General features: G+C 57.6%; 22 protein-coding genes. 15 read left to right on the forward strand and 7 right to left on the reverse strand.

Annotated elements, in window-relative coordinates:
• Positions 1-38: 38 nt before the first annotated feature.
• The 3 genes from prs to lolB all read right to left on the reverse strand — a co-directional run bounded on the left by prs (position 39) and on the right by lolB (position 2,590).
• On the reverse strand, positions 39-986 hold the full coding sequence (gene prs, locus F8561_RS10250; RefSeq protein ID WP_003856663.1) for a ribose-phosphate diphosphokinase: 948 nt from the start codon (positions 984-986) through the stop codon (positions 39-41).
• A gap of 126 nt (positions 987-1,112) precedes the next feature.
• Positions 1,113-1,982 (reverse strand): 4-(cytidine 5'-diphospho)-2-C-methyl-D-erythritol kinase, encoded by an 870-nt coding sequence (ispE, locus tag F8561_RS10255; RefSeq protein WP_151887404.1) that lies wholly within the window; start codon positions 1,980-1,982, stop codon positions 1,113-1,115.
• Positions 1,979-2,590, reverse strand: coding sequence for a lipoprotein insertase outer membrane protein LolB (gene lolB, locus F8561_RS10260; protein ID WP_025203912.1), 612 nt, complete (start codon positions 2,588-2,590; stop codon positions 1,979-1,981). Before lolB ends, ispE begins: the two co-directional genes overlap by 4 nt.
• Positions 2,591-2,791: 201 nt before the next feature.
• Between lolB and hemA the strand changes: the two genes are divergently transcribed.
• From hemA to kdsA, 6 genes are read left to right on the forward strand one after another with little or no spacing between them, the layout of a single operon-like run.
• Positions 2,792-4,048 (forward strand): glutamyl-tRNA reductase, encoded by a 1,257-nt coding sequence (gene hemA, locus F8561_RS10265; protein ID WP_014170500.1) that lies wholly within the window; start codon positions 2,792-2,794, stop codon positions 4,046-4,048.
• Between the two features lie 41 nt (positions 4,049-4,089).
• Entirely contained in the window at positions 4,090-5,172 is a 1,083-nt protein-coding gene (gene prfA, locus F8561_RS10270) for a peptide chain release factor 1 (RefSeq protein ID WP_014170499.1), read from the forward strand.
• Positions 5,172-6,002 (forward strand): peptide chain release factor N(5)-glutamine methyltransferase, encoded by an 831-nt coding sequence (gene prmC / locus F8561_RS10275; protein WP_032678346.1) that lies wholly within the window; start codon positions 5,172-5,174, stop codon positions 6,000-6,002. The genes prfA and prmC overlap by 1 nt, the downstream gene beginning before the upstream one ends.
• On the forward strand, positions 5,999-6,391 hold the full coding sequence (sirB2, locus tag F8561_RS10280; protein ID WP_151887405.1) for an invasion regulator SirB2: 393 nt from the start codon (positions 5,999-6,001) through the stop codon (positions 6,389-6,391). Before prmC ends, sirB2 begins: the two co-directional genes overlap by 4 nt.
• Before the next feature lie 3 nt (positions 6,392-6,394).
• Positions 6,395-7,204, forward strand: a complete 810-nt coding sequence (gene sirB1 / locus F8561_RS10285) for an invasion regulator SirB1 (protein ID WP_014170496.1) — start codon at positions 6,395-6,397, stop codon at positions 7,202-7,204.
• Positions 7,205-7,240: 36 nt separating this feature from the next.
• On the forward strand, positions 7,241-8,095 hold the full coding sequence (kdsA, locus tag F8561_RS10290) for a 3-deoxy-8-phosphooctulonate synthase (RefSeq protein WP_014170494.1): 855 nt from the start codon (positions 7,241-7,243) through the stop codon (positions 8,093-8,095).
• Positions 8,096-8,187: 92 nt separating this feature from the next.
• Here the strand turns inward: kdsA and chaA are convergent, their stop codons facing one another.
• Positions 8,188-9,282, reverse strand: a complete 1,095-nt coding sequence (chaA, locus tag F8561_RS10295) for a sodium-potassium/proton antiporter ChaA (RefSeq protein WP_020882349.1) — start codon at positions 9,280-9,282, stop codon at positions 8,188-8,190.
• Between the two features lie 269 nt (positions 9,283-9,551).
• Between chaA and chaB the strand changes: the two genes are divergently transcribed.
• Both chaB and F8561_RS10305 read left to right on the forward strand, forming a co-directional pair.
• The gene (chaB, locus tag F8561_RS10300) at positions 9,552-9,782 is read left to right on the forward strand and encodes a putative cation transport regulator ChaB (RefSeq protein WP_032680829.1); all 231 of its coding nucleotides are present in this window, start codon (positions 9,552-9,554) and stop codon (positions 9,780-9,782) included.
• 177 nt (positions 9,783-9,959) lie between these two features.
• The gene (locus F8561_RS10305) at positions 9,960-10,655 is read left to right on the forward strand and encodes a gamma-glutamylcyclotransferase (protein ID WP_020882351.1); all 696 of its coding nucleotides are present in this window, start codon (positions 9,960-9,962) and stop codon (positions 10,653-10,655) included.
• A 40-nt stretch (positions 10,656-10,695) separates the two neighbouring features.
• On the opposite strand, the gene F8561_RS10310 is transcribed toward F8561_RS10305, so the two are convergent.
• The 3 genes from F8561_RS10310 to F8561_RS10320 all read right to left on the reverse strand — a co-directional run bounded on the left by F8561_RS10310 (position 10,696) and on the right by F8561_RS10320 (position 13,391).
• Positions 10,696-10,935, reverse strand: a complete 240-nt coding sequence (locus F8561_RS10310) for a DUF1883 domain-containing protein (protein WP_014170489.1) — start codon at positions 10,933-10,935, stop codon at positions 10,696-10,698.
• A 211-nt stretch (positions 10,936-11,146) separates the two neighbouring features.
• Entirely contained in the window at positions 11,147-12,931 is a 1,785-nt protein-coding gene (locus tag F8561_RS10315) for a methyl-accepting chemotaxis protein (protein ID WP_151887406.1), read from the reverse strand.
• A gap of 106 nt (positions 12,932-13,037) precedes the next feature.
• On the reverse strand, positions 13,038-13,391 hold the full coding sequence (locus F8561_RS10320; RefSeq protein WP_020882353.1) for a DsrE/DsrF/TusD sulfur relay family protein: 354 nt from the start codon (positions 13,389-13,391) through the stop codon (positions 13,038-13,040).
• A 72-nt stretch (positions 13,392-13,463) separates the two neighbouring features.
• Here F8561_RS10320 and nasR point away from each other — a divergent pair, with 72 nt between their 5' ends.
• From nasR to F8561_RS10360, 7 genes are all read left to right on the forward strand, one after another.
• Positions 13,464-14,648, forward strand: coding sequence for a nitrate regulatory protein NasR (gene nasR / locus F8561_RS10325; protein ID WP_079230890.1), 1,185 nt, complete (start codon positions 13,464-13,466; stop codon positions 14,646-14,648).
• Positions 14,649-14,876: 228 nt separating this feature from the next.
• Positions 14,877-16,124: a CmpA/NrtA family ABC transporter substrate-binding protein gene (locus F8561_RS10335; RefSeq protein ID WP_032678342.1), complete on the forward strand. Its 1,248-nt coding sequence runs from the start codon at positions 14,877-14,879 to the stop codon at positions 16,122-16,124.
• A gap of 2 nt (positions 16,125-16,126) precedes the next feature.
• Complete coding sequence (gene ntrB / locus F8561_RS10340; RefSeq protein WP_014170482.1) at positions 16,127-17,008, forward strand: nitrate ABC transporter permease; 882 nt, start codon at positions 16,127-16,129, stop codon at positions 17,006-17,008.
• 9 nt (positions 17,009-17,017) lie between these two features.
• Entirely contained in the window at positions 17,018-17,806 is a 789-nt protein-coding gene (locus F8561_RS10345; protein WP_151887407.1) for an ABC transporter ATP-binding protein, read from the forward strand.
• 11 nt (positions 17,807-17,817) lie between these two features.
• Positions 17,818-21,804 carry a nitrite reductase large subunit NirB gene (gene nirB / locus F8561_RS10350; RefSeq protein ID WP_151887408.1) on the forward strand — a complete coding sequence of 1,329 codons (3,987 nt, stop codon included), beginning with the start codon at positions 17,818-17,820 and terminating at the stop codon, positions 21,802-21,804.
• Positions 21,801-24,299, forward strand: coding sequence for a nitrate reductase (locus F8561_RS10355; RefSeq protein WP_151887409.1), 2,499 nt, complete (start codon positions 21,801-21,803; stop codon positions 24,297-24,299). Before nirB ends, F8561_RS10355 begins: the two co-directional genes overlap by 4 nt.
• Before the next feature lie 75 nt (positions 24,300-24,374).
• Positions 24,375-25,781, forward strand: a complete 1,407-nt coding sequence (locus F8561_RS10360; protein ID WP_032669735.1) for a YchO/YchP family invasin — start codon at positions 24,375-24,377, stop codon at positions 25,779-25,781.
• The last annotated feature ends 3 nt before the right edge of the window (positions 25,782-25,784 follow it).

Below are 25,784 nucleotides of genomic sequence, written 5' to 3' on the forward strand. Positions count from 1 at the left end.
AAAAAACCCGCCGCAGCGGGTTTTTCGGCCGTGTTCGATTAGTGTTCGAACATTGCTGAGATAGATTCTTCGTTGCTGATACGACGAATCGCTTCGGCCAGCATCCCGGACAGGGTCAAGGTGCGCACGTTTGGCAGCGCTTTGATCTCGTCACTCAGTGGGATGGTATCGCACACCACTACTTCGTCGATAACGGAGTTGCGGAGGTTGTTTACTGCATTACCGGAGAAGATCGGGTGAGTCGCGTAGGCGAATACGCGCTTGGCACCACGCTCTTTCAGCGCTTCTGCTGCTTTACACAGCGTACCGCCGGTATCGATCATGTCGTCAACCAGCACGCAGTCACGGCCAGCAACGTCACCGATGATGTGCATCACCTGAGAAACGTTAGCGCGTGGACGGCGTTTGTCGATGATTGCCATGTCGGTATCGTTCAGCAGCTTAGCGATAGCACGAGCACGTACCACGCCGCCGATGTCCGGAGAAACCACGATTGGGTTATCCAGATTCAGCTGCAGCATGTCTTCCAGCAGGATTGGGCTACCGAATACGTTATCAACCGGAACGTCGAAGAAGCCCTGGATCTGTTCTGCATGCAGGTCAACGGTCAGAACACGGTCAACGCCAACGCTGGAGAGGAAATCAGCGACAACTTTGGCAGTGATTGGCACACGCGCGGAACGGACTCGACGGTCCTGACGGGCATAGCCGAAGTAAGGAATAACAGCAGTGATACGGCCTGCTGAAGCGCGACGCAGGGCGTCGACCATAACAACCAGTTCCATCAGGTTGTCATTTGTTGGAGCACAGGTGGACTGGATGATGAAAATATCACCACCGCGTACATTTTCATTGATTTGTACGCTGACTTCGCCGTCGCTAAAGCGACCTACAGCGGCGTCGCCGAGGGAAGTGTACAGGCGGTTGGCAATACGTTGTGCTAGTTCCGGGGTGGCGTTACCAGCAAAAAGCTTCATATCAGGCACGAGAAGAACCTCAGGCATGCGTCCAGTGGTGGATAGCGTTCGCCGCAAACTGTGCGGGCCAGGCGAAATGCTATCCAGGCGGTGTATTAAAGAGCGCGATGCAACGTCTGGAACAGGGTGACGTTGTCACCGAAACTCAGTCTGCGCCAGAATGGCTTGCTGTAGGGGGGAGGTGTTCATCCCACGTGCTACAAAACCATGCAGCCAAACCGGCGCTTGCTCAAGCACCTGACGAGCGGCGGATTCGGTGTCAAATTCAGCAAAGACACAGGCCCCTGTGCCAGTCAGGCGCGACGGCGCGTATTCTAACAGCCAGGAAAGCACCGCATCAACCTCGCGAAAACGTTTTCTTGCGATAACCTCGCAATCGTTGCTGAATTCACAATTTAATAACGTTTCTATTGACCGCACCGGGGTATTCCGTGGCAGGTCAGGATCGTTGAAGATGACCGGGGTCGGAATGCTGACGCCCGGGTGGGCCACCAGGTACCATTTTTCCGGCGGCTCGACCGGGGAAAGTATTTCGCCCACCCCTTCAGCAAACGCCGCATGACCGCGCACGAAGACCGGGACGTCCGCCCCCAGTGTTAAGCCTAACGCTGCCAGCTCATCCTGAGATAATCCGCAGCCCCAGAGGTGATTCAGGGCAACCAACACGGTGGCGGCATTTGATGAGCCACCGCCCAGTCCACCGCCCATCGGCAGACGCTTCTCAATACGGATATCCGCGCCGCTTCCTGCCGGCAGACGACCGGTGTCCGACGCCGCTTTCATCAGCAGACGTGCAGCGCGCACGATCAGGTTATCTTCATGCGCCACGCCATCAACCGGCGTCAGCAGGCAAACCTCGCCGTCCTGACGCGGGTCAATCGTGATTGTGTCGCCGTAATCAAGGAACTGAAACAGCGTCTGCAGGGTATGGTACCCGTCAGCACGCTGTCCGGTGATGTATAAAAACAGATTCAGTTTTGCCGGAGAAGGCCAGTGGGTCATCATTTAACGATCCAGTTGTCCATTTTCAGCTTGATGCGCTGGCTGCCCTGGGTCAGTTCCATGTTGGATGGCAGGGAAGGCCTGGTGTTGCTGTCATAGGCGCTGTACACCACTTTCCAGGTTTTGCCGTTCTGGGTGTAGTTCACTTGGCTCAGACGGTACTGGTCGTCAAGCTGGTAGTCGGTCGCGTCACCCGGCAGGCCCAGGATCCACTGGCGCAGGCTGTTCAGCGGAATAGGCATTCCGGTCAGCTTGCCGATCATCTCTTCGGCGTCGGTGGCGGTATAGTGCTGGCCTTTGTTGTCGGTGATCTGCGCTTCACCCGGTTTGGCAATAAGCTCCAGTTCGGTGCTGCCCAGTGGGTTTAACAGCAGCAGGCGATAGTTGTCCTGCCCGGTTTGCTGCCAGAAGAAACGCGCATACACTTTTTGTTCATCAGAGAGATAAGCGAAGGCACCACGGGTCTGGTACTGGCTCAAATTGCGGACGTCCTGCTGGTGCTGACGCCACTGCGGTGAATCAGGGCTTTTGCCCGGGCCTTTAGGTTGGGTGACGGTACATGCGGTCAGAACCAGTGCCGCCAGGGGCAGCAGGCGAATCAGTCGGGTCATAATGAGGACAAATCCTTGAGATACGTTGCAGTTATAACTGTTAATGCTAGCGTCGAAGGGTGCCACCGTCTACGTTCAAATTATCTCAAAGCATTGTATAAGCTATTACTCCGAAAGGGGGCAGTCTCTTTTATTGATCTCGCGCATCCTGTATGATGCGTTCTGCTAACCTTATTAACGCTGGTACTACTCCCGCTCAACATGACCCTATTAGCACTCGGTATTAACCACAAAACAGCCCCGGTTTCGCTGCGAGAACGCGTAACGTTTTCGCCGGATACGCTTGACCTGGCGCTGGACAGCCTGCTTGCACAGCCGATGGTGCAGGGTGGCGTGGTGCTCTCGACGTGCAACCGTACTGAACTCTACCTAAGCGTTGAAGAGCAGGACAACCTGCATGAAGCGCTGATCCGCTGGTTATGTGATTACCACAACCTCAACGAAGAAGAGCTGCGTAATAGCCTCTACTGGCATCAGGATAACGATGCAGTCAGCCATCTGATGCGTGTGGCCAGCGGCCTGGACTCGCTGGTGCTCGGCGAGCCACAAATTCTCGGTCAGGTGAAAAAGGCGTTTGCCGATTCGCAAAAAGGGCATCTGAAAGCCAGTGAACTGGAGCGTATGTTCCAGAAGTCATTCTCCGTGGCGAAGCGTGTGCGAACCGAAACCGACATTGGTGCCAGTGCGGTTTCTGTTGCTTTCGCGGCCTGTACCCTGGCCCGTCAAATCTTTGAATCCCTGTCGACCGTCACTGTGATGTTGGTCGGGGCGGGCGAAACCATCGAACTTGTGGCGCGCCATCTGCGCGAACACAAAGTTAAAAAGATGATTATCGCTAACCGTACCCGCGAACGTGCACAGGTGCTGGCGGACGAGGTGGGTGCCGAGGTGGTTGCGCTGAGCGACATCGATGAGCGCCTGAAAGAGGCAGATATTATCATCAGCTCTACCGCCAGCCCGCTGCCGATTATCGGTAAAGGGATGGTCGAGCGAGCGCTGAAATCCCGCCGTAATCAACCGATGCTGCTGGTGGATATTGCCGTCCCGCGCGATGTCGAACCGGAAGTCGGTAAACTGGCGAACGCCTACCTTTACAGCGTGGACGACCTGCAAAGCATCATTTCGCATAACCTTGCCCAGCGTAAAGCGGCGGCGGTTCAGGCGGAAACCATTGTAGAGCAGGAAACAAGTGAGTTTATGGCCTGGCTGCGCGCGCAAAGCGTCAGCGAGACTATCCGCGAGTACCGCGGTCAGGCGGAGCAGGTGCGTGATGACCTGACCGCCAAAGCGCTGGCCGCCCTTCAGCAGGGTGGCGACGCAGAAGCCATTATGCAGGATCTGGCCTGGAAACTGACCAACCGCCTGATCCATGCACCAACCAAATCTCTTCAGCAGGCCGCCCGTGACGGGGATGATGAACGCCTGACTATTCTGCGCAACAGCCTCGGGCTGGAATAGCGCCCTATACCCATTTTCTATTACAAGGTGCATTTACGCCTATGAAGCCTTCTATCGTCGCTAAACTGGAAGCTCTGCACGAGCGCCATGAAGAAGTACAGGCGCTGCTCGGCGATGCCGGGACCATTGCTGACCAGGAACGTTTTCGCGCGCTCTCGCGTGAATACGCGCAGTTGAGTGATGTATCAAAATGCTTTACCGACTGGCGACAGGTCCAGGAAGATATTGAAACTGCGCAGATGATGCTCGACGACCCTGAAATGCGCGAGATGGCGCAGGAAGAGTTGCTGGACGCAAAAGCGCGTTCTGAAGAGATGGAGCAACAGTTGCAGGTGCTTCTGCTGCCAAAAGATCCGGACGATGAGCGTAACGCCTTTGTCGAAGTCCGCGCCGGGACCGGCGGTGACGAAGCGGCACTGTTTGCCGGCGATCTGTTCCGTATGTACAGCCGCTACGCCGAAGCGCGTCGCTGGCGCGTTGAGATTATGAGCGCCAACGACGGTGAACATGGCGGCTACAAAGAGGTTATCGCTAAAATCAGCGGTGACGGCGTGTACGGTCGTCTGAAGTTTGAATCCGGCGGTCATCGCGTGCAGCGCGTACCTGCCACCGAATCTCAGGGGCGAATTCACACTTCTGCCTGTACGGTTGCGGTGATGCCAGAGTTGCCTGAAGCAGAATTGCCGGACATCAACCCGGCGGACCTGCGTATCGATACCTTCCGCTCCTCCGGGGCAGGGGGTCAGCACGTTAACACCACCGATTCCGCTATCCGTATTACCCACCTGCCAACCGGCATCGTGGTGGAGTGCCAGGACGAACGTTCTCAGCACAAGAACAAAGCCAAAGCCTTATCCGTGCTGGGCGCGCGTATCCACGCGGCTGAAATGGCAAAACGTCAACAGGCGGAAGCCTCCACGCGTCGTAACCTGCTGGGCAGCGGCGATCGCAGCGACCGTAACCGTACCTATAACTTCCCGCAGGGCCGTGTTACCGACCACCGCATCAACCTGACCCTGTACCGTCTGGACGAAGTGATGGAAGGAAAGCTGGATATGCTGATTGAGCCTATCGTGCAGGAATACCAGGCCGACCAGCTGGCAGCACTGTCCGAGCAGGAATAATGGAGTTTCAGCACTGGTTACGGCAGGCCGCCAGTGAGCTTTCCGCGAGCGAAAGCCCTAAACGTGACGCCGAAATTTTGCTTGAGTTTGTGACGGGGAAAGCCCGCACTTACCTGCTGGCTTTCGGCGAGACGCAGCTGAGCGCTGAGCAGGAAGCGCAGCTCGCTACGCTGCTTGCCCGACGCAAAACCGGTGAGCCGGTGGCGCATCTGGTCGGGGAGCGTGAGTTCTGGTCACTGCCGTTGTACGTCTCCCCAGCGACCCTGATCCCACGTCCGGACACCGAGTGTCTGGTGGAGCAGGCGTTGTCGCGTTTACCCGCGCAAGCCTGCCGAATTCTCGATCTTGGAACCGGCACTGGCGCAATTGCCCTGGCGCTGGCCAGCGAGCGACCTGACTGCGAGGTGACGGCGGTTGACGTGATGCCCGATGCGGTAGCGCTGGCGCAGCGTAACGTGGCGCGTCTGGGCTTCCCGAACGTCACCGTTCTGCAAAGCAGCTGGTTTAGCGCGCTGGATAACCGCACGTTCGGGATGATTGTCAGCAACCCTCCCTATATCGACGAGCATGACCCGCACCTGACGCAGGGGGACGTGCGTTTCGAACCGCTGACGGCGCTGGTCGCTGCCAACGAAGGGCTGGCGGATATTGTGCATATTGTGACAACGTCACGACAGCATTTGCTCCCCGGCGGCTGGCTGCTGGTCGAGCACGGCTGGACGCAAGGGGACGCGGTGCGTGACGTGTTCATCGCTGCAGGTTATCGTGCGGTGGAAACCTGTCGCGACTATGGCGGCAACGACCGTCTGACGCTGGGACAATGGGCATGAGTCTCTTTACCGTGCTGATCACGGCCCACCTGATAGCCGTTGCCCTGACCATCAGCTTTTTCATCGTCCGTTATTGGTGGCGTTACAGCAATAATCCGCTGATTGACGCCCGCTGGGTGCGTATTGCGCCGCACTGTATTGACACGGTGCTGTTTCTCTCAGGGGCCGGATTAATGTGGAAGACCGGCTATCTGCCATTTACTGATAAAGGCGCATGGCTGACTGAAAAGCTGTTTGGCGTTATCATCTACATCGTTTTGGGTTTTATCGCGCTTGGGCGTCGTCGTCCGTGCAGCCAGCAGACCGGTTTTATCGCCTTTCTGCTGGGGCTGGTGGTGCTGTACATCATCATTAAACTCGCCACCACAAGAATACCGTTACTGGGGTAAGTCATGAGGTCCTTAGCCGATTTCGAATTTAATAAAGTGCCGCTTTGCGATGGCATGATCCTGATTTCGGAGATGATCCGCGACGATTTTACGTCGCAATACGTCTACGAAGAGCTGGAGAATCTGGTCAGCCTGGCGCGTGAAGAGATCAATCAGGCGCGCCCGCAGGACTGGCAATTAGAGAAGCTGCTTGAGCTTTTCTACGGCGAATGGGGTTTCTGCGACACGCGTGGCGTGTATCGTCTGTCTGACGCACTATGGCTGGATCAGGTCTTAAAAAATCGTCAGGGCAGCGCGGTTGCGCTGGGTTCCATTTTGCTGTGGGTCGCGCATCGTCTGGATATTCCACTGGTGCCGGTCATTTTCCCGACGCAGATGATCCTGCGAGCGGAGTGGCTGGACGGTGAGATGTGGCTCATCAATCCGTTTAACGGCGATACGCTGGATGAGCATACGCTGGACGTCTGGTTAAAAGGCAATATTAGCCCGGTTGCCGAGCTCTTTAATGAAGATCTCGACGAGGCGGATAACGCTGAGGTGATCCGTAAACTGCTGGATACGCTGAAATCTGCGCTGATGGAAGAGCGTCAGATGGAGCTGGCATTACGTGCCAGTGAAGTGCTGCTGCAGTTTAATCCGGAAGATCCGTACGAAATCCGCGATCGCGGGCTGATTTATGCCCAGCTTGATTGCGAGCATGTGGCGCTGAACGATCTGAATTATTTCGTTGAGCAATGCCCGGAAGACCCGATCAGCGAAATGATTCGTGCGCAGATCAACGCGATCTCGCACAAACAAATTACACTGCATTAATCTTAATTCCGATTCACACCTGAATAAGGCGATCCTATGAAACAAAAAGTGGTTAGCATTGGTGATATCAACGTGGCAAACGACCTGCCGTTCGTGCTGTTTGGCGGTATGAACGTGCTGGAATCCCGTGATCTCGCGATGCGTATCTGCGAGCACTACGTGACCGTGACCCAGAAACTGGGTATCCCGTACGTGTTTAAGGCCTCTTTTGACAAAGCCAACCGTTCCTCCATTCACTCTTACCGTGGCCCGGGCCTGGAAGAGGGGATGAAAATTTTCCAGGAACTGAAACAGACCTTTGGCGTGAAAGTGATCACCGACGTGCACGAAGCTTCTCAGGCGCAGCCTGTTGCGGACGTTGTCGACGTTATCCAGCTGCCGGCGTTCCTGGCGCGTCAGACGGACCTGGTGGAAGCGATGGCGAAAACTGGCGCGGTCATCAACGTGAAGAAACCTCAGTTCGTGAGCCCTGGCCAGATGGGTAACATCGTCGATAAATTTATCGAAGGCGGCAACGATAAAGTGATCCTGTGTGACCGTGGCGCAAACTTCGGTTATGACAACCTGGTCGTTGATATGCTCGGCTTCAGCGTGATGAAGAACGTGTCCAACCAGTCTCCGGTCATCTTCGATGTGACCCATGCGCTGCAGTGCCGCGACCCGTTTGGTGCAGCTTCTGGCGGCCGCCGTGCGCAGGTCACCGAGCTGGCGCGCGCCGGTATGGCGACTGGCCTGGCCGGTCTGTTCATTGAAGCGCACCCGGACCCGGACAACGCGAAGTGCGACGGCCCGTCCGCATTGCCGCTGGCTAAACTGGAGCCGTTCCTGAAACAGATCAAAGCGATTGACGATCTGGTGAAGAGTTTCGACGAGCTGGATACCAGCCACTAATAAAAAAACCCGCTTCGGCGGGTTTTTTTTGGTTATTCCTCTCCCGATGGAAGAGGTGTCGGGTGTGGCCTCAGAGCCTCACCGAACAACGCTTAGGCAAATATCGTCATCAGATAGGCCACAAACAGCGCCATGTGCGCCGCGCCGTTCAGCACGTTGGTGCGCCCGGTCGAGAAGGATATCTGGCACAGCAGCAGTGAAGCCACCATCACAATCATCTCTGGCGCACCCAGCGCGAACTGCAGCTCGTTACCGGTCATAAAGGCAATCAGCGTCACCACCGGCACGGTGAGTGAGATTGTCGCCAGGACCGAGCCAAAGAACAGATTCATTGCGCGTTGCACCTGATTGTTCAGCACCGCTCTCAGCGCCCCCAGCCCCTCAGGCGACAGGATAAGCAGCGCCACCAGGAAACCGGTAAACGCGACCGGGGCATTCAGCTCGGTTAATAGCGTCTCCAGCGGGTTGGCGTTCATTTTGGTCACGGCGATAACCGCAATCAGATGTACGATCAACCAAACCGTATGCCACGCGCTGCTATGAGCCGACGGCTTACCGTGATGCGGGTCGTCGCCGTCATCTTCATGTTCATAGACGAACAGGCTCTGGTGCGTTTTGGTCTGAATCAGCAGGAACACGCCGTACATGGCTGCGGAAATCAGCGCAACCAGCAGCGCCTGACCGGTTGAGAAGTTGGCCCCCGGCAATGCCATCGGAAAGACCAGCACAATAATCGCCAGCGGGAAAAGGGCAATCAGATACTGTTTTATGCCGAACAGATTCATGTACTGGGTCGCAAATTTGCGGCCGCCCAGTAACAGTGAAAAGCCCACCAGACCACCTGTCACAATCATAATGATGGAGTAGAGGGTGTCACGCATCAGGGTCGGTGCGGCGTCACCGGTCGCCATCAGCGCGGAAATCAGGCTGACTTCGAGGATAACCACCGAAAGGCTGAGAATTAACGAGCCGTAAGGCTCACCCAGGCGGTGGGCTAATACGTCCGCATGGCGAACGACGCTAAAGGCGCTGGTTAAGATACCCACCAGAGCAAGAATATTGATACCAACTACCACTGGCAGTGACTGACTGCTTCCCCAGAAGAGCAGCACAGCCAGTGCCAGGACCGGGAAAATGAGTGATGTCTCCTTGTGGCGGGTCTTCACCGCCTCGTGTGCTGCTGTCATGTGCTTCTCCATCAATGCAGGTGCTTGTAATTATAGATAGAATTTTCGGTCATTAAATTAACAGATCTCTGTTAAATACCCTTGATTTTTTACTCAATTTTACTGTTTGTAATGTTTTGGCTTTGGGGTGTCGATAATGGAACGTGTTCTGTAATTAATCCTTTAATAACATAATATTAAAATTATCATTTACGCATAATTCTCAATTGACTGGCACCATGCCGTATCGTCGTCCACACTTATCTCTTTAACCAAAAGAGGGGTTAGCGATGCCATATAAAACGAAACGCGAATTACCAGACAGCGTGCAACACGTATTGCCCGCGCACGCGCAGGATATCTACAAAGAGGCCTTTAACAGCGCCTGGGATCAGTACAAAGATAAAGAAGATCGACGTGATGATGCCAGCCGTGAAGAGACCGCGCACAAAGTCGCCTGGGCCGCAGTAAAACATGAATATGAGAAAGGAGACGACGATAAATGGCATAAAAAGAAATAGCCGTGAAATCATTCGCTGCCTTCGTTTTGACTTTTCAGGCGGTTGAACTTCCGTTGTATTGCAACTGGCCCGTGAATTGCTTATCGTTACTCAACTGCTGGCAAAATGACCAGCACACAATGCCGGGAAGGCGGATTACAGATGTCGCAAGGAAGCATGCAGTGGCGGAGGTGGAAAGTGTTAACGCGTGATTTCTTAATGAAGGCAGATTGTAAGACGGCATTTGGTGCTATTGAGGAATCGCTTCTCTGGTCAGCTGAACAACGTGCGGCGTCGCTCGCTGCCACGCTGGCGTGCCGCCCGGATGATGGCCCGGTATGGATTTTTGGCTACGGTTCGCTGATGTGGAACCCGGCTCTCGAATTTGTCGAATCGGCAACAGGTACACTTCCTGGCTGGCATCGCGCATTTTGTTTGCGCCTGACGGCCGGTCGAGGTAGCGCGTGTCAGCCTGGACGCATGCTTGCACTAAAAGAGGGCGGACGCACCACGGGGGTGGCTTACCGCCTGCCGGATGCAACGCTGGAAGACGAACTGACGCTGCTGTGGAAGCGCGAGATGATCACCGGCTGCTATATGCCGAGCTGGTGCAAGCTGGAACTCGATGACGGACGTACCGTTAACGCGCTGGTGTTTATTATGGATCCGCGCCATCCGCTGTATGAAGCGGATACCCGCACGCAGGTCATTGCCCCGTTGATCGCTGCCGCCAGTGGGCCGCTGGGCACCAACGCGCAGTATCTCTTTTCGCTCGACCAGGAGCTGACGCGCCTCGGCATGAAGGACGATTGTCTGAATGAGCTGGTGGTGAAGGTGAAAGCGCTGCTGGAAGGGAACCCGCTGAATAATACGCTGCGTCCCGGTTTTGCCTGAGAATGCGCCCGGCTGCGTGAGCAGACCGGGCGTTTGTGACTTATGCAGCAACGTAGCTTACGGAATGCTCCAGTGACTGGCTATGGCTGTCAATCAGGACATCCCACGTGCCGGTGTACGGCACGGTAAGCCATGCCTTGTCATCCTGCACGGTCAGGATATCCGCCTGCGAGTGTTGTTGTGCTTTCGAACTCATCAAATGAATGCGGCAGCGCTCAGAACACCGCACCACGACCGTATCCCCGCCAAACAATTTCAAACTTGTTTTTACCAGTGCCATTTTTTACCCCGTAGTCTTAAACAACGCTCTCCCTGCTGCCATATCCGAGCGTGATATTGTTCACAATTCACTCATGGCATAACACCAAAGGGGGAGGGTGAGGATGCTGACTTTGATCAAAAAATGGCGTAACGATTAAACAAAAATGACAAAATTCCTGAAAATTTACTCTGGCGCGCGTTTTGCCCGGTGAACGCGCGCCACCCTAACATTAAATGCGGAAATGCCCGGCAGTTTCAGCAAGGTCGCCCGCCTGGCTCTGCAGCGCGCCGGCTGCAGCGGCAGATTGCACCACCAGTTCGGCGTTCTGCTGAACCATTCTGTCCAGATGGGTCACCGCATGGTTAATCTCCTGGATGCCTTTCATCTGCTCGCTGGTGGCGATGGAGATTTCACGCATGATGCCCGACACGCTACCGATGCTGGAGCGGATTTCGTTCATGCTTTCCCCGGCCAGATGAACGTAGCGGGAGCCGGTGGCCACGCTGTTGGTGGTGGAATCGATAAGCGTTTTAATCTCTTTCGCCGCCTGCGCGCTGCGGCTGGCCAGATTACGCACCTCGCCGGCCACCACGGCAAACCCACGGCCTTGCTCTCCGGCGCGTGCGGCTTCCACCGAGGCGTTCAGCGCCAGGATATTGGTCTGGAAGGCAATCCCGTCAATCACGCTGGTGATGTCGCCAATCTTCGCGGAAGCCACTTCAATGGACTGCATGGTGTTGATGGCCTGCGATACCACCTCGCCGCCGCGAGCCGCCGCCGCAGAGGCCTTACTCGCCTGGTCATTGGCTTCAGCCGCAGACTCGTTCGACTGGGTTACTGACGCGGTGATCTCTTCCACGGCGCTGGCCGTTTCGCGAAGGCTGGAGGCGGCCTGCTCGGTACGCCCTGAGAGGTCCTGGTTACCTGCCGCAATTTCCCGCGCGGCGTTTTTCACCGATGCGCTGGCATCCCGCAGTTGTACCATCACCACCGAGAGCTTGTCGCTGAAGGCGTTAAACGCCTGCGCTATCTGCGCCACTTCGTCATCGCCGCTGTCCGGCAGGCGTTGCGACAGATCGTTAGTGCCGTTCGCAATGTTATGCATCGCATCGCGAATGTCAGACAGGCGCTTCAGCAGACGCGCAATCAGGAAGTGAACAATGGCGCCGCTGAGTAAGGCCAGGATCACCAGCGAGATGGCCGAGGCTTTCAGCAGCGAGCGCATTCCGGAGGTGGCATCGCCTGTGTCCAGGGCAACAACCAGCATCCAGTTCGTACCCGGCACGGCGGTTGCCACGAAGGTTTTTTCGGCGCCATTGAAGGTCCCGTTTACCGGGTTTCCGCTTTTCAGCGCCGCAAAGTCGATGCCTTTGAGGGTTTCGGCGAACGGTTTAAGCGTCAGGGCAGGGTCGCTGGCGGCAATGACGGTGCCATCGCTATTCAGCAGCAGCCCGCTGCTTGCCGGGGTTGGGTGGATCCCGCGCACGTTAGCTACCACGCTGTCCATCGCCACATCGCCAGCCACCACGGCTTTCAGAGTACCGTTTTCTTTCACCGGCACGGCAAACGTCACCACCAGTTTTCCGCTACCGGCGTCAACGTAAGGCGCGGTCACGACCGGGCTATCCTGGCTTACGACCTGCTGATACCAGGGACGGATCGTGGGGTCATAATCCGCCGGTACGCCCGCTGGTTCAGAGAATTTCGCCGTTTTGCTGGCATAGCCAACGTATACGTTAGTGAACCCACCCGCCTGGGCAAGCTGTTTAAAGACCGGAACCGGATCGTCACTGAGCGCAACGGTTTGTGCGGAGGCGATAACCGTCATTTTGCTCTTCACCCAGTCGGCAATCGCCATGTTATGGCTGGCGCTGGTGCTGGTCAGGATGTCGCGCTGTGACTGCTGGTTATCCTGGCGTGTGACATGAAAATTGATGACAGTATTAAGAAGAAGGGCGACGACCAGACAACCTGTCGTCGCGGCAATGATGCGTGCACGAATGGATCTGAACATAAGTGAAATACCTGCTGTGTTGTTTCCATGCCTATCGGCAACCCTGCAGGTAAACTTGATGCTGAAACCGCGTCCATAAGAAAATAATATTTTTACGGGTTTATTATTAAAAAGTTAATACTTTATCGGCGCGCAGAGTCCACTCGGCCAGTTCAACGAGCGTGCCGATTTCCACACCTTCAATCAGCGGTAATCCGGTGATGCCGCGCCCGTCGGTGCAGGTCTTGCACAGTTTGACCGGAACGTTTTGCGCGGTCAGGATCTCCAGCATCTGCTGAATGTTGTAGCCTTCTGCCGGTTTTTGCCCCTTCAGCCCGGCGGTGACCGCATCCGACATTAAAAAGAGCCGTAACTCCAGTTCACTCTCTTTATCACGTAGCGCGATCGCCAGGCGCAGGCTGTTAAAAAGGGATTCGCTGCCGTAAGCCGCACCGTTGGCGACGATAACAATCTTTTGCATGTTGACTCCTGTTCTTTTAAAGGCACGAATATTGCTTAGCTATCCAAGGTTTCGCTGTCCGGGAGAGTAAGCATGACATTAATGGCTGGCATTTCGCCAGGTGCGACCGAATGGCTCCAGCGTGCAAGGTCAATGCGCCGGGAGCAACTGAGCAGGCTGGCACAGCTTGGCGTGCTGGTTAATGCCATCAGCCTGCTGGTGCATATGCTGCAGTGCGAGCGTGGAGCCTCTAACGTCTGGCTCTGCTCACAGGGTAAGCTGTACGCTGCCGAATGCAAAGCGAGCCGGGCGCTGGTGAATGAAAACCTCACTGCGCTTTATGACGTTCTGGATAATCACTCCCCGTTCCAGGGCAGCGGCGTGTGCGAACGTATAGCCGCCGCGCTGCTAAGTCTGGATAACCTGTCAGCCCTTCGTGACGGCGTTATTCAGCAAACCATCACGGCCCCGCAGGCGATGGATCACTATTGTCGCATCCTGCGTCATCTGCTCAGTATCGTACCGCAGCTTAATGACAGCATTGACGATCCGCAAATCGCAGGCCGTTTTGTCGCGCTTTATAGCCTGATGCAGGGTAAAGAGCTGGCGGGACAAGAGCGGGCGCTGGGCGCCATTGGCTTCACGCAGGGCTATTTTGACGATGGCATCCGTCAGCGGCTGGTGGACCGGATTGACGGACAGCAGGCCTGCTTCGAGATTTTCATGACCCACAGCACGGCGGATGTGCAAACCACCTTTTCCCAGAATTGCCAGCCTGACCGTGAGACGGAGCAACTGAGGCGCGTGGCCTGTACCCGCCAGCCAGCCGCTGACAATGGCCATACCGCACTGGCCTGGTTTGCTCTGCAAACGGCACGCCTTGAGCATCTGCGCACCCTGGAGGAGATGGTTATCGCCGATCTGATGATCGCGGTGGACGAACGTATCCATCGACAGGAGGACTACACGCTCCCGGCTGACGAGCTGGACGACCCGCTGGCCTCTTACCCCGATAAGCCCTTGTTAACCCTGGTTCGCCAGCAGGCGCGCGAGATAGAACAGCTTTCCCGTCAGCTTGCGTCACTGCGCGATACGCTCGAAGAGCGCAAAACCATCGATAAAGCGAAAAGCGTACTGATGACCCATCAAAAGATGAGTGAGGAACAGGCATGGACGGCGCTGCGTAAAATGGCGATGGACAAAAATCAGCGCATGGTGGATATCGCCCGCGCGCTGCTCACCGTGAAGAGCTTGTGGCAGGTAACCCCTAAGGAGTAGCTGCACAATCAGTGGGCATTTAGTGCCTGATTGAGGTGCGCGGTCGTGGGGAATTCCCGGTAAACGCCCGGAAAACAGGGCAGTAAAACCTGGCATTCCCTTTGCATTATCTGATTAACCATTTTTGACGGTGCGCCAACGGCGGTGCATCTGTCTTCGGGATAAAGGCGTCCAGCGGTGCTTCGGCACGGGTGGGCGCTTTTTTTTGTCTTTTTTTCAGGAGTGGTCATGGCGGATTTGTCGAGACGGCGGTTTTTACAGGCCAGCATGCTGGCGAGCGGCGCCATGTTGTTACCGGGCGTCATGCAGGCCGCGTGGGCGGCAGGCTCGGATAAACCGGAGCAGGAGACGGTGCGCATCGGGTTTATACCGTTAACCGACTGCGCGCCGGTGGTTATCGCGGCGCTGAAGGGGTTTGATAAAAAATATGGCATCACCATCGTGCCAACCAAAGAGGCAAGCTGGGCAGCCGTGCGCGATAAGCTGGTGGCAGGCGAACTGGACGCCGCCCACATTCTTTACGGCCTGCTGTACGGGCTGGAGCTGGGGCTTGCCGGTAAGCCACAGCAGATGGCAAACCTGATGACCCTGAACCAGAACGGTCAGGCCATCACGCTCTCCAGCGATCTGGCAGAGAAGGGCGTTCGCGATCTTGACGGGCTGAAAACGCTGATTGGGCAGCAGGCACCGGGTACTTACACCTTCGCACACACTTTCCCGACCGGTACGCATGCGATGTGGCTGTACTACTGGCTGGCCAGCGCGGGCATTAATCCGTTCGATGACGTCCGGACCGTGGTTGTGCCGCCGCCGCAAATGGTGATGAACATGCGGATTGGCAACATGGTCGGCTTTTGCGTTGGTGAGCCGTGGAATGCGCGCGCCATTAACGACCGAATTGGGTTTACCGCCGCAACGTCCCAGTCGATCTGGGCCGATCATCCGGAAAAAATTCTTGGCACACGTCGCGACTGGGTGGAGAAAAACCCGAACACCGCGCGGGCGCTGGTGAGTGCGGTACTGGAAGCCGCACGCTGGATTGATGCATCACCAGACAACAAACGTGAGACCGCCCAAATCCTCGCTCGCCGGGCGTGGCTGAACACCAAAGAGCAGTATCTCACCGGACGGATGCTGGGAGAGTACGACAACGGGCTTGGCCAGCGCTGGCAGGATGCGCATCCGATCCGTTTCTTCAACGAGGGTGCCGTCAGCTATCCGTACCTCTCCGACGGGATGTGGTTTTTAACCCAGTTCCGCCGCTGGGGCTTGCTCAAATCGGCGCCGGATTATGCCGCCATCGCGCAGCGCATTAACCAGACCTCGGTCTGGCAGGATGCCGCCACGGCGGTGGGAGGCATATCCACCCCGTCATCACCGTATCGCAGCAGCACCCTGATGGACGGTACCGTCTGGAACGGTACCGATCCGGACGGTTACGCCAACCGCTTCGCTATTCACCGTAAAGGGGCCTGATTATGCAGCATCTGCACAGCACGAAATCGAAAGACGAGACGCCGGCGAGCGGGGAAGTGATTACCCTCCCTCCGGTACAGGTTCGCCGCCGCGCACCGACGTTCACGCGACGGATGAATGACCTTCTGCAGCGCGTGATCCCGGCGCTGCTGGGGCTCGGGTTACTGGTGTTGCTCTGGCAGCTGGCCGCGATCAACAGCAAAGGGTTCCCGACGCCGCTCAGCACGCTGGATTCCGCATTAACGCTCTTCGCTGACCCGTTTTACCGCGACGGGCCAAACGATATGGGTATCGGCTGGAACGTGCTCGCTTCGCTGCAGCGCGTGGCGGTGGGCTTTGGTCTGGCGGCGCTCGCGGGGATCCCGCTCGGTTTCTTGATCGGTCGCTTCACCTTTTGTTCGCGCATGTTCAGCCCGTTGATTGCACTGTTACGCCCGGTCAGTCCTTTAGCCTGGCTGCCTATCGGCCTGCTGCTGTTCCAGAAAGCGGAGCCCGCCTCCAGCTGGACCATTTTTATCTGCTCAATATGGCCAATGGTGATTAACACCGCCGAAGGGGTACGTCGTATTCCGCAGGATTACCTTAACGTTGCCCGCGTGCTGCAGCTCTCCGAGTGGACCATCATGCGGCGGATCCTCTTCCCGGCCGTGCTGCCCGCAGTGCTGACCGGGGTTCGCCTCTCTATTGGCATCGCCTGGCTGGTCATTGTCGCCGCCGAGATGCTCACCGGTGGGCTGGGGATCGGCTTCTGGATCTGGAATGAGTGGAACAACCTCAACGTCGAAAACATTCTCATCGCCATCGTCATCATTGGCGTGGTCGGGTTGCTGCTGGAGCAGGGGCTGATGCTGATCGCCCGTCGCTTTAGCTGGCAGGAAAAATAAGGAGCGAAGATGAAACCATTAATTCAGGTCCAGGCCGTGAGCCAGCGTTTTTCTACTGCCAGCGGCGAGTTTCTGGCGCTGCAGAATGTCTCTTTTGATATTCACGAAGGCGAAACCGTGAGCCTGATTGGCCACTCCGGGTGCGGCAAATCGACGTTGCTCAACCTGATTGCCGGGATCACCCTGCCGACCGAAGGTGGGCTGATTTGCGATAACCGCGAAATCGCCGGGCCAGGACCGGAGCGTGCGGTGGTGTTTCAGAACCATTCTCTGCTGCCGTGGCTCACCTGCTTCGACAACGTTGCGCTGGCGGTGGATCAGGTCTTTCGCCGCACCATGAGCAAGGCGGAGCGCAAGGAGTGGATTGAACACAACCTCGATCGCGTCCAGATGGGGCATGCCCTGCATAAACGGCCTTCGGAAATCTCCGGCGGCATGAAACAGCGCGTTGGCATTGCCCGTGCGCTGGCGATTAAGCCGAAGGTCCTGCTGATGGATGAACCGTTTGGCGCGCTGGATGCGCTCACGCGCGCGCATTTGCAGGACTCGGTGATGCAAATCCAGCAGGCGCTGAACACCACCATCGTGCTTATCACCCACGATGTGGATGAGGCCGTGTTGCTTTCTGACCGGGTACTGATGATGACTAACGGCCCGGCGGCCACCGTCGGCGAGGTGCTGCACGTTGACCTGCCTCGCCCGCGCAATCGGGTTCAGCTGGCGGACGATAGCCGCTATCACCATATGCGTCAGCAGATCCTCCATTTCCTCTATGAAAAACAGCCTAAAGCGGCGTAACGGAGGCGGTGATGCGACTGATCGTTATCGGTAATGGGATGGCCGCAACAAGGCTGATTGCCTCGCTGACCGAGCGTGCGCCCGGTCGCTTCACGATCACCGTGTTTGGCGAGGAGTCGGAACACGCTTACAACCGCATCATGCTCTCGCCGGTACTGGGCGGGGAAAAACAGGCGCAGCAGATCCGCCTGCAGGATGACGCCTGGTATCACGCACGGGGTGTGACGGTACGACGGGGCGAAAAGGTGCTCTCCGTGGATGTTGAGAAACGCGAGGTCCGTACCACAGCAACCACGCTGGCCTGGGACGAACTGGTCTTTGCCACCGGGTCGACGCCGTTTGTACCTCCCATTCCGGGCGGTGACGCTCCGCATGTCTTCACCTTTCGTACGCTGGCCGATATCCGCGCGATTCAGGAGAACCCGGGGCCAGCTGTAGTGCTGGGCGGTGGGGTGCTCGGCGTCGAGGTCGCAGCGGCACTGGCCCGGTCTTGTGACAACGTCACGCTGGTGCATCGTGGTGCGTGGCTGATGGAACAGCAGCTCGATGGGCAGGCAGGCGTTTTGCTAGAAGAGGCGCTGGCGGAGCGCGGCGTTCGCTGCGAACTGTCATCGGGAATGACCGCCATTGCGGCGGATGCCGTGACGTTACACAACGGACGCAAGATTAACGCCTCTCGCGTGGTGCTGGCGACCGGCGTGCAGCCCAATGTCGCACTGGCAAAAGCCAGCGGCATTCACTGTGCCCGCGGCATTGTGGTTAACCACCAGATGCAGACCTCAGTCCCGGCGATCAGCGCCATTGGTGAGTGCTGTGAAATCGACGGCCAGACGTTCGGCCTGGTCGCACCTTGCCTGGCGCAGGCAGATATCCTCGCCGCCCGGCTGGCTGGGGAGGCTAGCACGCCATTTGCCCTGACCGACAGCGGCATGCGCCTCAAAGTACCCGGTGTGGAGCTGTTCAGCGCCGGGCGAGCAGAGGTTCTGCCGGACGATGTGGTCTGGAGCGCCTGGGATCCGCTGACCCGTCACTATCGCCGTTTGTTACTGCATCGCGGTGCGCTTGCTGGCGTGCTGCTGATGGGGGATTGCCGCAACGCGGCAACATTCACCGATTTACTGGCAACGGCTGCGCCCGCCCACGCGGACTGGCTGTTCAATCGATTCACTACGCAACCGCAGGTTGCAGGACAAAACGCTATGACAAAACCTACGCTGGTGGTGGTTGGACACGGTATGGTCGGCCATCATTTTCTCGAAGACTGTGTGAAGCGCAATTTGCACCGGCAGTACCAGATTATCGTTTTTGGCGAAGAGCGCTATGCCGCCTACGATCGTGTGCATTTGTCAGAGTATTTTGGCGGACGAAGCGCAGAATCGCTCTCACTGGTGGACGGTGATTTCTTTGCTGAACACGGCATTGAGCTTCGCCTCTCGCAGCAAATTGTGAGTATCGATCGCGACGCACACGTCGTGCGTACCGCCAGTGGGCATGAAACCCACTGGGACAAACTGGTGCTGGCGACCGGCTCGTACCCGTTTGTGCCTCCGGTACCGGGCAGCACGCTGCCGGGCTGCTTTGTTTACCGTACGCTGGACGACCTGGATAACATCGCCGCGCAGGCAAAGCAATCCCGTTGCGGGGTGGTCATTGGCGGTGGCCTGCTGGGACTGGAAGCCGCGAATGCCCTGAAACAGCTGGGCCTGGAAACGCATGTCGTGGAGTTTGCGCCACACCTGATGGCGGTACAACTCGATAACGACGGCGCGGCCATGCTGCGCAAAAAAATCGAAGCGCTTGGCGTGGGCGTTCACACCAGCAAAGCCACCACCGACATCGTCTCTGCGAACGGCGGGCTGGTGATGCGCTTTGCGGACGGTGAACAGCTGGAAACTGACATCGTGGTCTTCTCTGCAGGTATTCGCCCGCAGGATGCACTGGGGCGCAGCAGTGGCCTGGTGACCGGAGAGCGCGGCGGGATTTGCATTGATAACCAGTGCCAGACTTCCGATAAAGACGTGTTCGCTATCGGCGAATGTGCGCTGTGGGAGGGTAAAATTTTTGGTCTGGTCGCCCCGGGTTATCAGATGGCGCGGGTGGCATCGGCCACGCTGGCGGGAGAGGCGAGCGCCTTTACCGGGGCTGACATGAGCACCAAACTGAAGCTGCTGGGGGTAGATGTGGCCTCGTTTGGCGATGCTCATGGAAGAACACCCGGCGCGCTTAGCTATCAATGGACGCATGGTCCGCAGCAAATCTATAAAAAGATCGTGGTCAGTGAGGACAATAAAACCCTGTTGGGCGGCGTACTGGTGGGGGATGCCAGCGAATATGCGACCCTGGTGCAGATGATGCTCAACGGCATAGCGCTACCCAAAGAGCCTGAAACGCTGATTTTACCTTCCTTCGCCGGGAGCGCGCCAAAAGCCCTCGGCGTGGCGGCACTGCCTGACAGTGCGCAGATCTGCTCCTGCCATAACGTCAGCAAAGGTGATATCTGTCAGGCGGTAAGTGCCGGTGCCGCGGATATTGGAGCCATAAAACAGTGCACCAAAGCCGCGACCGGTTGCGGAGGATGCAGCGCGCTGGTGAAACAAGTGATGGAGTACCAGCTTGCGGAGCAGGGCGTGGAGGTAAAAAAGGACATCTGCGAACACTTCCCGTGGTCGCGTCAGGAAATCTATCACCTGGTGCGCGTCAATCATATTCGTACCTTCGACCAGCTTATCAGCCGTTACGGGCAGGGGCACGGTTGCGAAATCTGTAAACCGCTGGTGGGGTCAGTGCTCGCCTCCTGCTGGAATGAGTACCTGCTGAAACCGGCACATCTGCCGCTGCAGGACACCAACGACCGTTACTTTGCCAATATTCAGAAAGACGGGACGTACTCCATTGTGCCCCGGATGCCTGCAGGGGAAGTGTCGGCCGACGGCTTGATAGCTATCGGCCAGATCGCCAAACGCTACCAGCTGTACAGCAAAATCACGGGCGGGCAGCGTATCGACCTCTTTGGCGCCACGCTCGACCAGCTGCCGGCGATCTGGCAGGCGCTGGTGGAGGCCGGATTTGAGACCGGTCACGCGTACGGTAAATCCCTGCGCACGGTGAAATCCTGCGTCGGGTCGACCTGGTGCCGCTATGGCGTGCAAGATTCCACGCGTCTCGCGGTCACGCTTGAGCACCGCTATAAAGGCTTACGCGCGCCGCACAAAATTAAAATGGCCGTGTCCGGTTGTACCCGTGAATGTGCGGAGGCTCAGAGCAAGGACGTGGGCGTCATTGCGACCGACAAAGGCTGGAACCTGTATCTCTGCGGTAACGGCGGCATGAAACCGCGCCATGCGGATCTCTTTGCCAGCGATCTGGATGACGAGACGCTGATCCGCACCGTCGACCGTTTCCTGATGTTCTACATCCGCACGGCGGATCGCCTGCAGCGTACCAGTACGTGGATGGACAATCTGGAAGGGGGGATCGACTACCTGCGCGAGGTGATTCTTCACGACAGCCTGGGCATTGCGCACGAGCTGGAACAGGAGATGGCCCGCGTGGTGGAAACCTACCAGTGTGAATGGCAGACCACGCTTAACGATCCGAGCCGTCTGGCGTTGTTCCGTACCGAAGTGAACCGTCAGCCGTTAGAAGAGAATAAACGCTGGCAAGCGGTCTGCGCTATCGATGAGATCCCTGAGCAGGCGGGGATCGGCGCCCGGCTGGGGCGAAAACCGATTGCGCTTTTCCGCTTTGGTCAATCTGTCTATGCCCTTGACGATCTCGAGCCGGGCAGCACAGCAAACGTGCTTTCACGCGGTATTCTGGGCGATGCTGCCGGCGAGCCGGTGGTCATCTCTCCGATCTATAAGCAGCGTATCCGTCTGCGCGACGGCTGTCAGGCCGATAACGGGGAACCTGCGGTGCGCGCCTGGCCGGTGAAAATAGAAAACGGTCAGGTGTGGGTCGGGAACGACGCGCAGATCTTGCGTGCGGAGGCGTCATGAATGAAACCCGAACGACGTGCCCTTACTGCGGGGTGGGTTGCGGCGTGATCGCAACGGTAGAGGGTGAGAAGGTTACCGTGCGCGGAGATGAACGCCATCCCGCCAGTTTTGGACGCCTGTGCGTTAAAGGCTCGGCATTAGGCGAAACGACCGGTCTGCAGGGGCGACTGCTGCACCCGGTGGTCGACGGGCAGGCGGTGGAATGGTCCCGGGCGCTGGCGGCGGCAGGTGAACGGCTGCAGACCATCATCGACACCTGGGGACCACAGGCGGTGGCGTTTTACGCCTCCGGCCAGCTGTTGACCGAGGACTATTACGCCGCCAATAAGCTGATGAAAGGGTTTATCGGTGCGGCAAACATAGATACCAACTCGCGGCTCTGTATGTCGTCCGCGGTGGCAGGCTACAAGCGCGCGTTTGGTGAAGATGTGGTGCCGTGCAGCTATGAGGATGTGGAAAACAGCGATCTGGTGGTGCTGGTCGGGTCAAATGCGGCATGGACCCATCCGGTGCTGTATCAGCGGCTGGTACAGGCGCGCCAGAACAATCCTGCGATGAAAGTTGTGGTTATCGACCCACGCAAAACGGCCACCTGTGATATTGCTGACCTGCATCTGGCGCTTACGCCCGGCAGTGACGCCGGGCTGTTTGTCGGTTTACTCAATCTGATTCAGGGAACCGACGCGTGGCCCATCGCCCGGGTGGCTGAGTTTTGTGGGCTCTCAACCGAGGACGTGGGGACCTTCTACGACTGGTTTGTGACTGCGCCGCGGGCCATCACGCTCTACACCATGGGCATTAATCAGTCCTCAAGCGGCAGCGACAAGTGTAATGCCATCATCAACGTTCATCTGGCCAGCGGAAAATTCGCCCGTCAGGGTTGCGGACCGTTTTCGCTGACCGGACAGCCTAACGCGATGGGGGGGCGGGAGGTGGGTGGGCTGGCGAACCAGCTTGCCGCTCACATGAATTTCGAGCCGGCGTCTCTTTCGCGGGTGGCGCGTTTTTGGGGTACAGAAAGACTGGCCCAGACGCCGGGCCTGATGGCGGTGGAGTTGTTTGATGCGATCGCCCGCGGCGAAGTGAAAGCGGTGTGGATCATGGGCACCAATCCTGCCGTCTCGCTGCCGGACAGCCACGCGGTGTGTCAGGCGCTGGAACATTGCCCGCTGGTGATTGTCTCCGAGGTGATGCAGGAGACCGACACCAGCCGCTATGCCCATATCCGTTTCCCGGTACAGGCGTGGGGGGAGAAAGACGGTACGGTAACCAATTCCGAGCGGCGTATTTCGCGCCAGCGCGCCTTTCTGCCGACGCCGGGAGAGACCAAACCGGACTGGTGGGTCATCGCCTGGGTGGCACAGGCGCTGGGCTATGGTGAAGCCTTCGCCTGGGAACATCCGCAGCAAATTTTTTGTGAGCATGCAGCGCTCTCGGCCTTTGAAAATGACGGTGCGCGGGCGTTTAACCTTCATGAACTGGCGTCACTTACCCGTGAGGAATGGGACCGGCTTGAGCCTTATCAGTGGTCAGCGGGGGCCTTTGCGCGCCGGGAAATTGTGCCGGTAGAGCCTCAGCCACACGGTGCGGTAATAAACGCGCTATACCCGCTGATTCTCAATACCGGACGTATCCGCGATCAGTGGCACACCATGACCCGGACGGGGTACGTCCCGAAACTGATGCAGCATAGTGCTGAGCCGTGTGTTGAGATCGACGCCGCCGATGCCATGCGCTTCTCACTGTACGACGGACAGCTGGCGCGCATCAGCTCTCCGCGTGGGGTGATGCTGGCAAGAGTGCGTATCACTGACGGGCAGCGAGAAGGTGAGCTGTTTGTGCCAATGCACTGGAATGCCCAGTTTGCCCGCCAGGGGAAGGTGAATGCGCTGGTGGAAGGGCGCTGTGACCCGCTGTCCGGTCAGCCCGAGAGTAAACAGACGGCCGTCAGGATTATGCCCTGGCAGCCGGGCTGGCAGGGTGAGCTTTATGCCCGTGAACTGCCGGAGCTTCCACCCGCTGTCTGCTGGTGGCGTAAAGTCTCACGTCTGACGGTGGCGGGGGATAAGCCGTTGCTGGCGTGGGTTATGCAGTACGCCAGTGAACGGGGCTGGCAGCTGCAGGTCGCGCAGACCAGCGAGCGCAGCAGCGTGCTGGCCTGGCATGACGGACAACTGATGCTCGGGTTCTGGGAAGGCACTGCGTTACCGACACTGGCGCACGCGGTAATTGAAGCCGCGTTTCGTTCACCTCCCGTGACGCTTGCTGAGCGCCACGCGTTGTTGAATGGACAGGGAACCGGGGACAGTGTCGATCCGGGCCGGATCATCTGCAGCTGTTTCAGCGTGGGGGAAACCGTCATACGCGAGGCGATTGGGGGAGGGTGTGATTCCGTCGCGGCGCTGGGTGCCAGGCTGCGCTGCGGAACGAACTGCGGCTCCTGTGTGCCTGAACTAAAAACAATGTTTCAGGATATTCCGGAAAATTCCTCTTAAGGCTGCAAAACGTGAGGAATAACGGTAAGGTACCCGGTGTTCTCACGTAAGCATCGGGTATTTCTTACGACGTTAATGGCTGTTTCATCTCATCTTCGTTTGCTTGCTTTACTCCCCCTCATTCCGGTCGGAGCCGTTCACGGTGCGCCGAATTCCTTTGTGCAACAGGCACAGAACCCCTTTGATAACAACGGGGATAATTTGCCCGATCTCGGCATGGCGGCGCCCACGACCGAGGGCGAAAAACATCTGGCAGAAATGGCGAAAGCGTTTGGCGAAGCCAGTATGACCGATAACGGCCTGACGACAGGCGAGCAGGCGCGTCAGTTTGCCTTTGGCAAGGTGCGTGACGCGGTGAGCGGCGAAGTGAACCAGCATATTGAATCCTGGCTTTCGCCGTGGGGGAACGCCAGCGTGAACTTGCTGGTGGATGACGACGGCAAATTTAACGGCAGCAGCGGCAGCTGGTTTATTCCGTGGAACGATAACAACCGTTATCTGAGCTGGAGCCAGCTTGGCCTGACGCAGCAGACTGACGGTCTGGTGAGCAATGCCGGCATTGGGCAGCGCTGGGTTGCCGGAAAATGGTTGCTCGGCTACAACACCTTTTACGACAACCTGCTGGATGAAAACCTGCAGCGTGCCGGGTTAGGTGCGGAAGTGTGGGGCGAGAACCTGCGTCTGTCTGCGAACTATTATCAGCCCTTTGCCGGCTGGCGCGATCGCTCTGACATTCAGGAGCAGCGCATGGCCCGGGGGTACGACGTGACCGCTAAAGCGTGGCTGCCGTGGTTCCATCACCTGAATACCAGCGTCAGCTTTGAGCAATATTTTGGTGATAACGTTGACCTGTTCAACAGCGGTACCGGTTATCACAACCCGGTGGCGGTCAATCTGGGGCTGAATTATACCCCCGTTCCGCTGGTAACCCTCACCGCCGGGCATAAGCAAGGGGAGAGTGGGGTGAGCCAGAATAATCTTGGCCTCAAGCTCAACTACCGCTTTGGCGTGCCGCTGGTGAAGCAACTTTCTGCCAGTGAAGTCGCCGCCACCCGTTCTCTGCGCGGCAGTCGCTATGATTCGCCAGAGCGGGATAACCTGCCGGTGATGGAGTTCCGCCAGAGCAAAACGTTGTCCGTCTACCTGGCGACACCGCCGTGGGATCTTAAAGGGGGCGAAACCGTGATGCTTAAGCTGCAGATCCGCAGTAAGCACGGGATTCGTCAGCTGCACTGGCAGGGAGATACGCAGGCGCTGAGTCTGACATCGCCGGCCAACAATACCAGTGAAGACGGCTGGAGCGTGATTATGCCTGCCTGGGATGACAGTGAAGGCGCGAGCAACCGCTGGCGGCTTTCGGTGGTGGTCGAAGATAATGATGGCAAGCGCGTCTCGTCCAATGAGATCACGCTGGCTGTGGCGCAACCGCTTGTGGCATTACCCACCGACGATCCGCGCTGGAAGCTGCTGCCGGATGAGTAATGC

This window comes from Enterobacter sp. 198, assembly GCF_009025585.1.
GTDB classification, from domain to species: Bacteria; Pseudomonadota; Gammaproteobacteria; order Enterobacterales; family Enterobacteriaceae; genus Enterobacter; species Enterobacter ludwigii.

Bases quoted from the DNA above. Each gene is read 5' to 3' on its own strand.
- ispE (WP_151887404.1), bottom strand. From the start codon at position 1,982: ATGATGACCCACTGGCCTTCTCCGGCAAAACTGAATCTGTTTTTATAC.
- lolB (WP_025203912.1), bottom strand. From the start codon at position 2,590: ATGACCCGACTGATTCGCCTGCTGCCCCTGGCGGCACTGGTTCTGACC.
- hemA (WP_014170500.1), top strand. From the start codon at position 2,792: ATGACCCTATTAGCACTCGGTATTAACCACAAAACAGCCCCGGTTTCG.
- prfA (WP_014170499.1), top strand. From the start codon at position 4,090: ATGAAGCCTTCTATCGTCGCTAAACTGGAAGCTCTGCACGAGCGCCAT.
- prmC (WP_032678346.1), top strand. From the start codon at position 5,172: ATGGAGTTTCAGCACTGGTTACGGCAGGCCGCCAGTGAGCTTTCCGCG.
- sirB2 (WP_151887405.1), top strand. From the start codon at position 5,999: ATGAGTCTCTTTACCGTGCTGATCACGGCCCACCTGATAGCCGTTGCC.
- sirB1 (WP_014170496.1), top strand. From the start codon at position 6,395: ATGAGGTCCTTAGCCGATTTCGAATTTAATAAAGTGCCGCTTTGCGAT.
- kdsA (WP_014170494.1), top strand. From the start codon at position 7,241: ATGAAACAAAAAGTGGTTAGCATTGGTGATATCAACGTGGCAAACGAC.
- chaA (WP_020882349.1), bottom strand. From the start codon at position 9,282: ATGACAGCAGCACACGAGGCGGTGAAGACCCGCCACAAGGAGACATCA.
- chaB (WP_032680829.1), top strand. From the start codon at position 9,552: ATGCCATATAAAACGAAACGCGAATTACCAGACAGCGTGCAACACGTA.
- F8561_RS10310 (WP_014170489.1), bottom strand. From the start codon at position 10,935: ATGGCACTGGTAAAAACAAGTTTGAAATTGTTTGGCGGGGATACGGTC.
- F8561_RS10315 (WP_151887406.1), bottom strand. From the start codon at position 12,931: ATGTTCAGATCCATTCGTGCACGCATCATTGCCGCGACGACAGGTTGT.
- F8561_RS10320 (WP_020882353.1), bottom strand. From the start codon at position 13,391: ATGCAAAAGATTGTTATCGTCGCCAACGGTGCGGCTTACGGCAGCGAA.
- nasR (WP_079230890.1), top strand. From the start codon at position 13,464: ATGACATTAATGGCTGGCATTTCGCCAGGTGCGACCGAATGGCTCCAG.
- F8561_RS10335 (WP_032678342.1), top strand. From the start codon at position 14,877: ATGGCGGATTTGTCGAGACGGCGGTTTTTACAGGCCAGCATGCTGGCG.
- ntrB (WP_014170482.1), top strand. From the start codon at position 16,127: ATGCAGCATCTGCACAGCACGAAATCGAAAGACGAGACGCCGGCGAGC.
- F8561_RS10345 (WP_151887407.1), top strand. From the start codon at position 17,018: ATGAAACCATTAATTCAGGTCCAGGCCGTGAGCCAGCGTTTTTCTACT.
- nirB (WP_151887408.1), top strand. From the start codon at position 17,818: ATGCGACTGATCGTTATCGGTAATGGGATGGCCGCAACAAGGCTGATT.
- F8561_RS10355 (WP_151887409.1), top strand. From the start codon at position 21,801: ATGAATGAAACCCGAACGACGTGCCCTTACTGCGGGGTGGGTTGCGGC.
- F8561_RS10360 (WP_032669735.1), top strand. From the start codon at position 24,375: ATGGCTGTTTCATCTCATCTTCGTTTGCTTGCTTTACTCCCCCTCATT.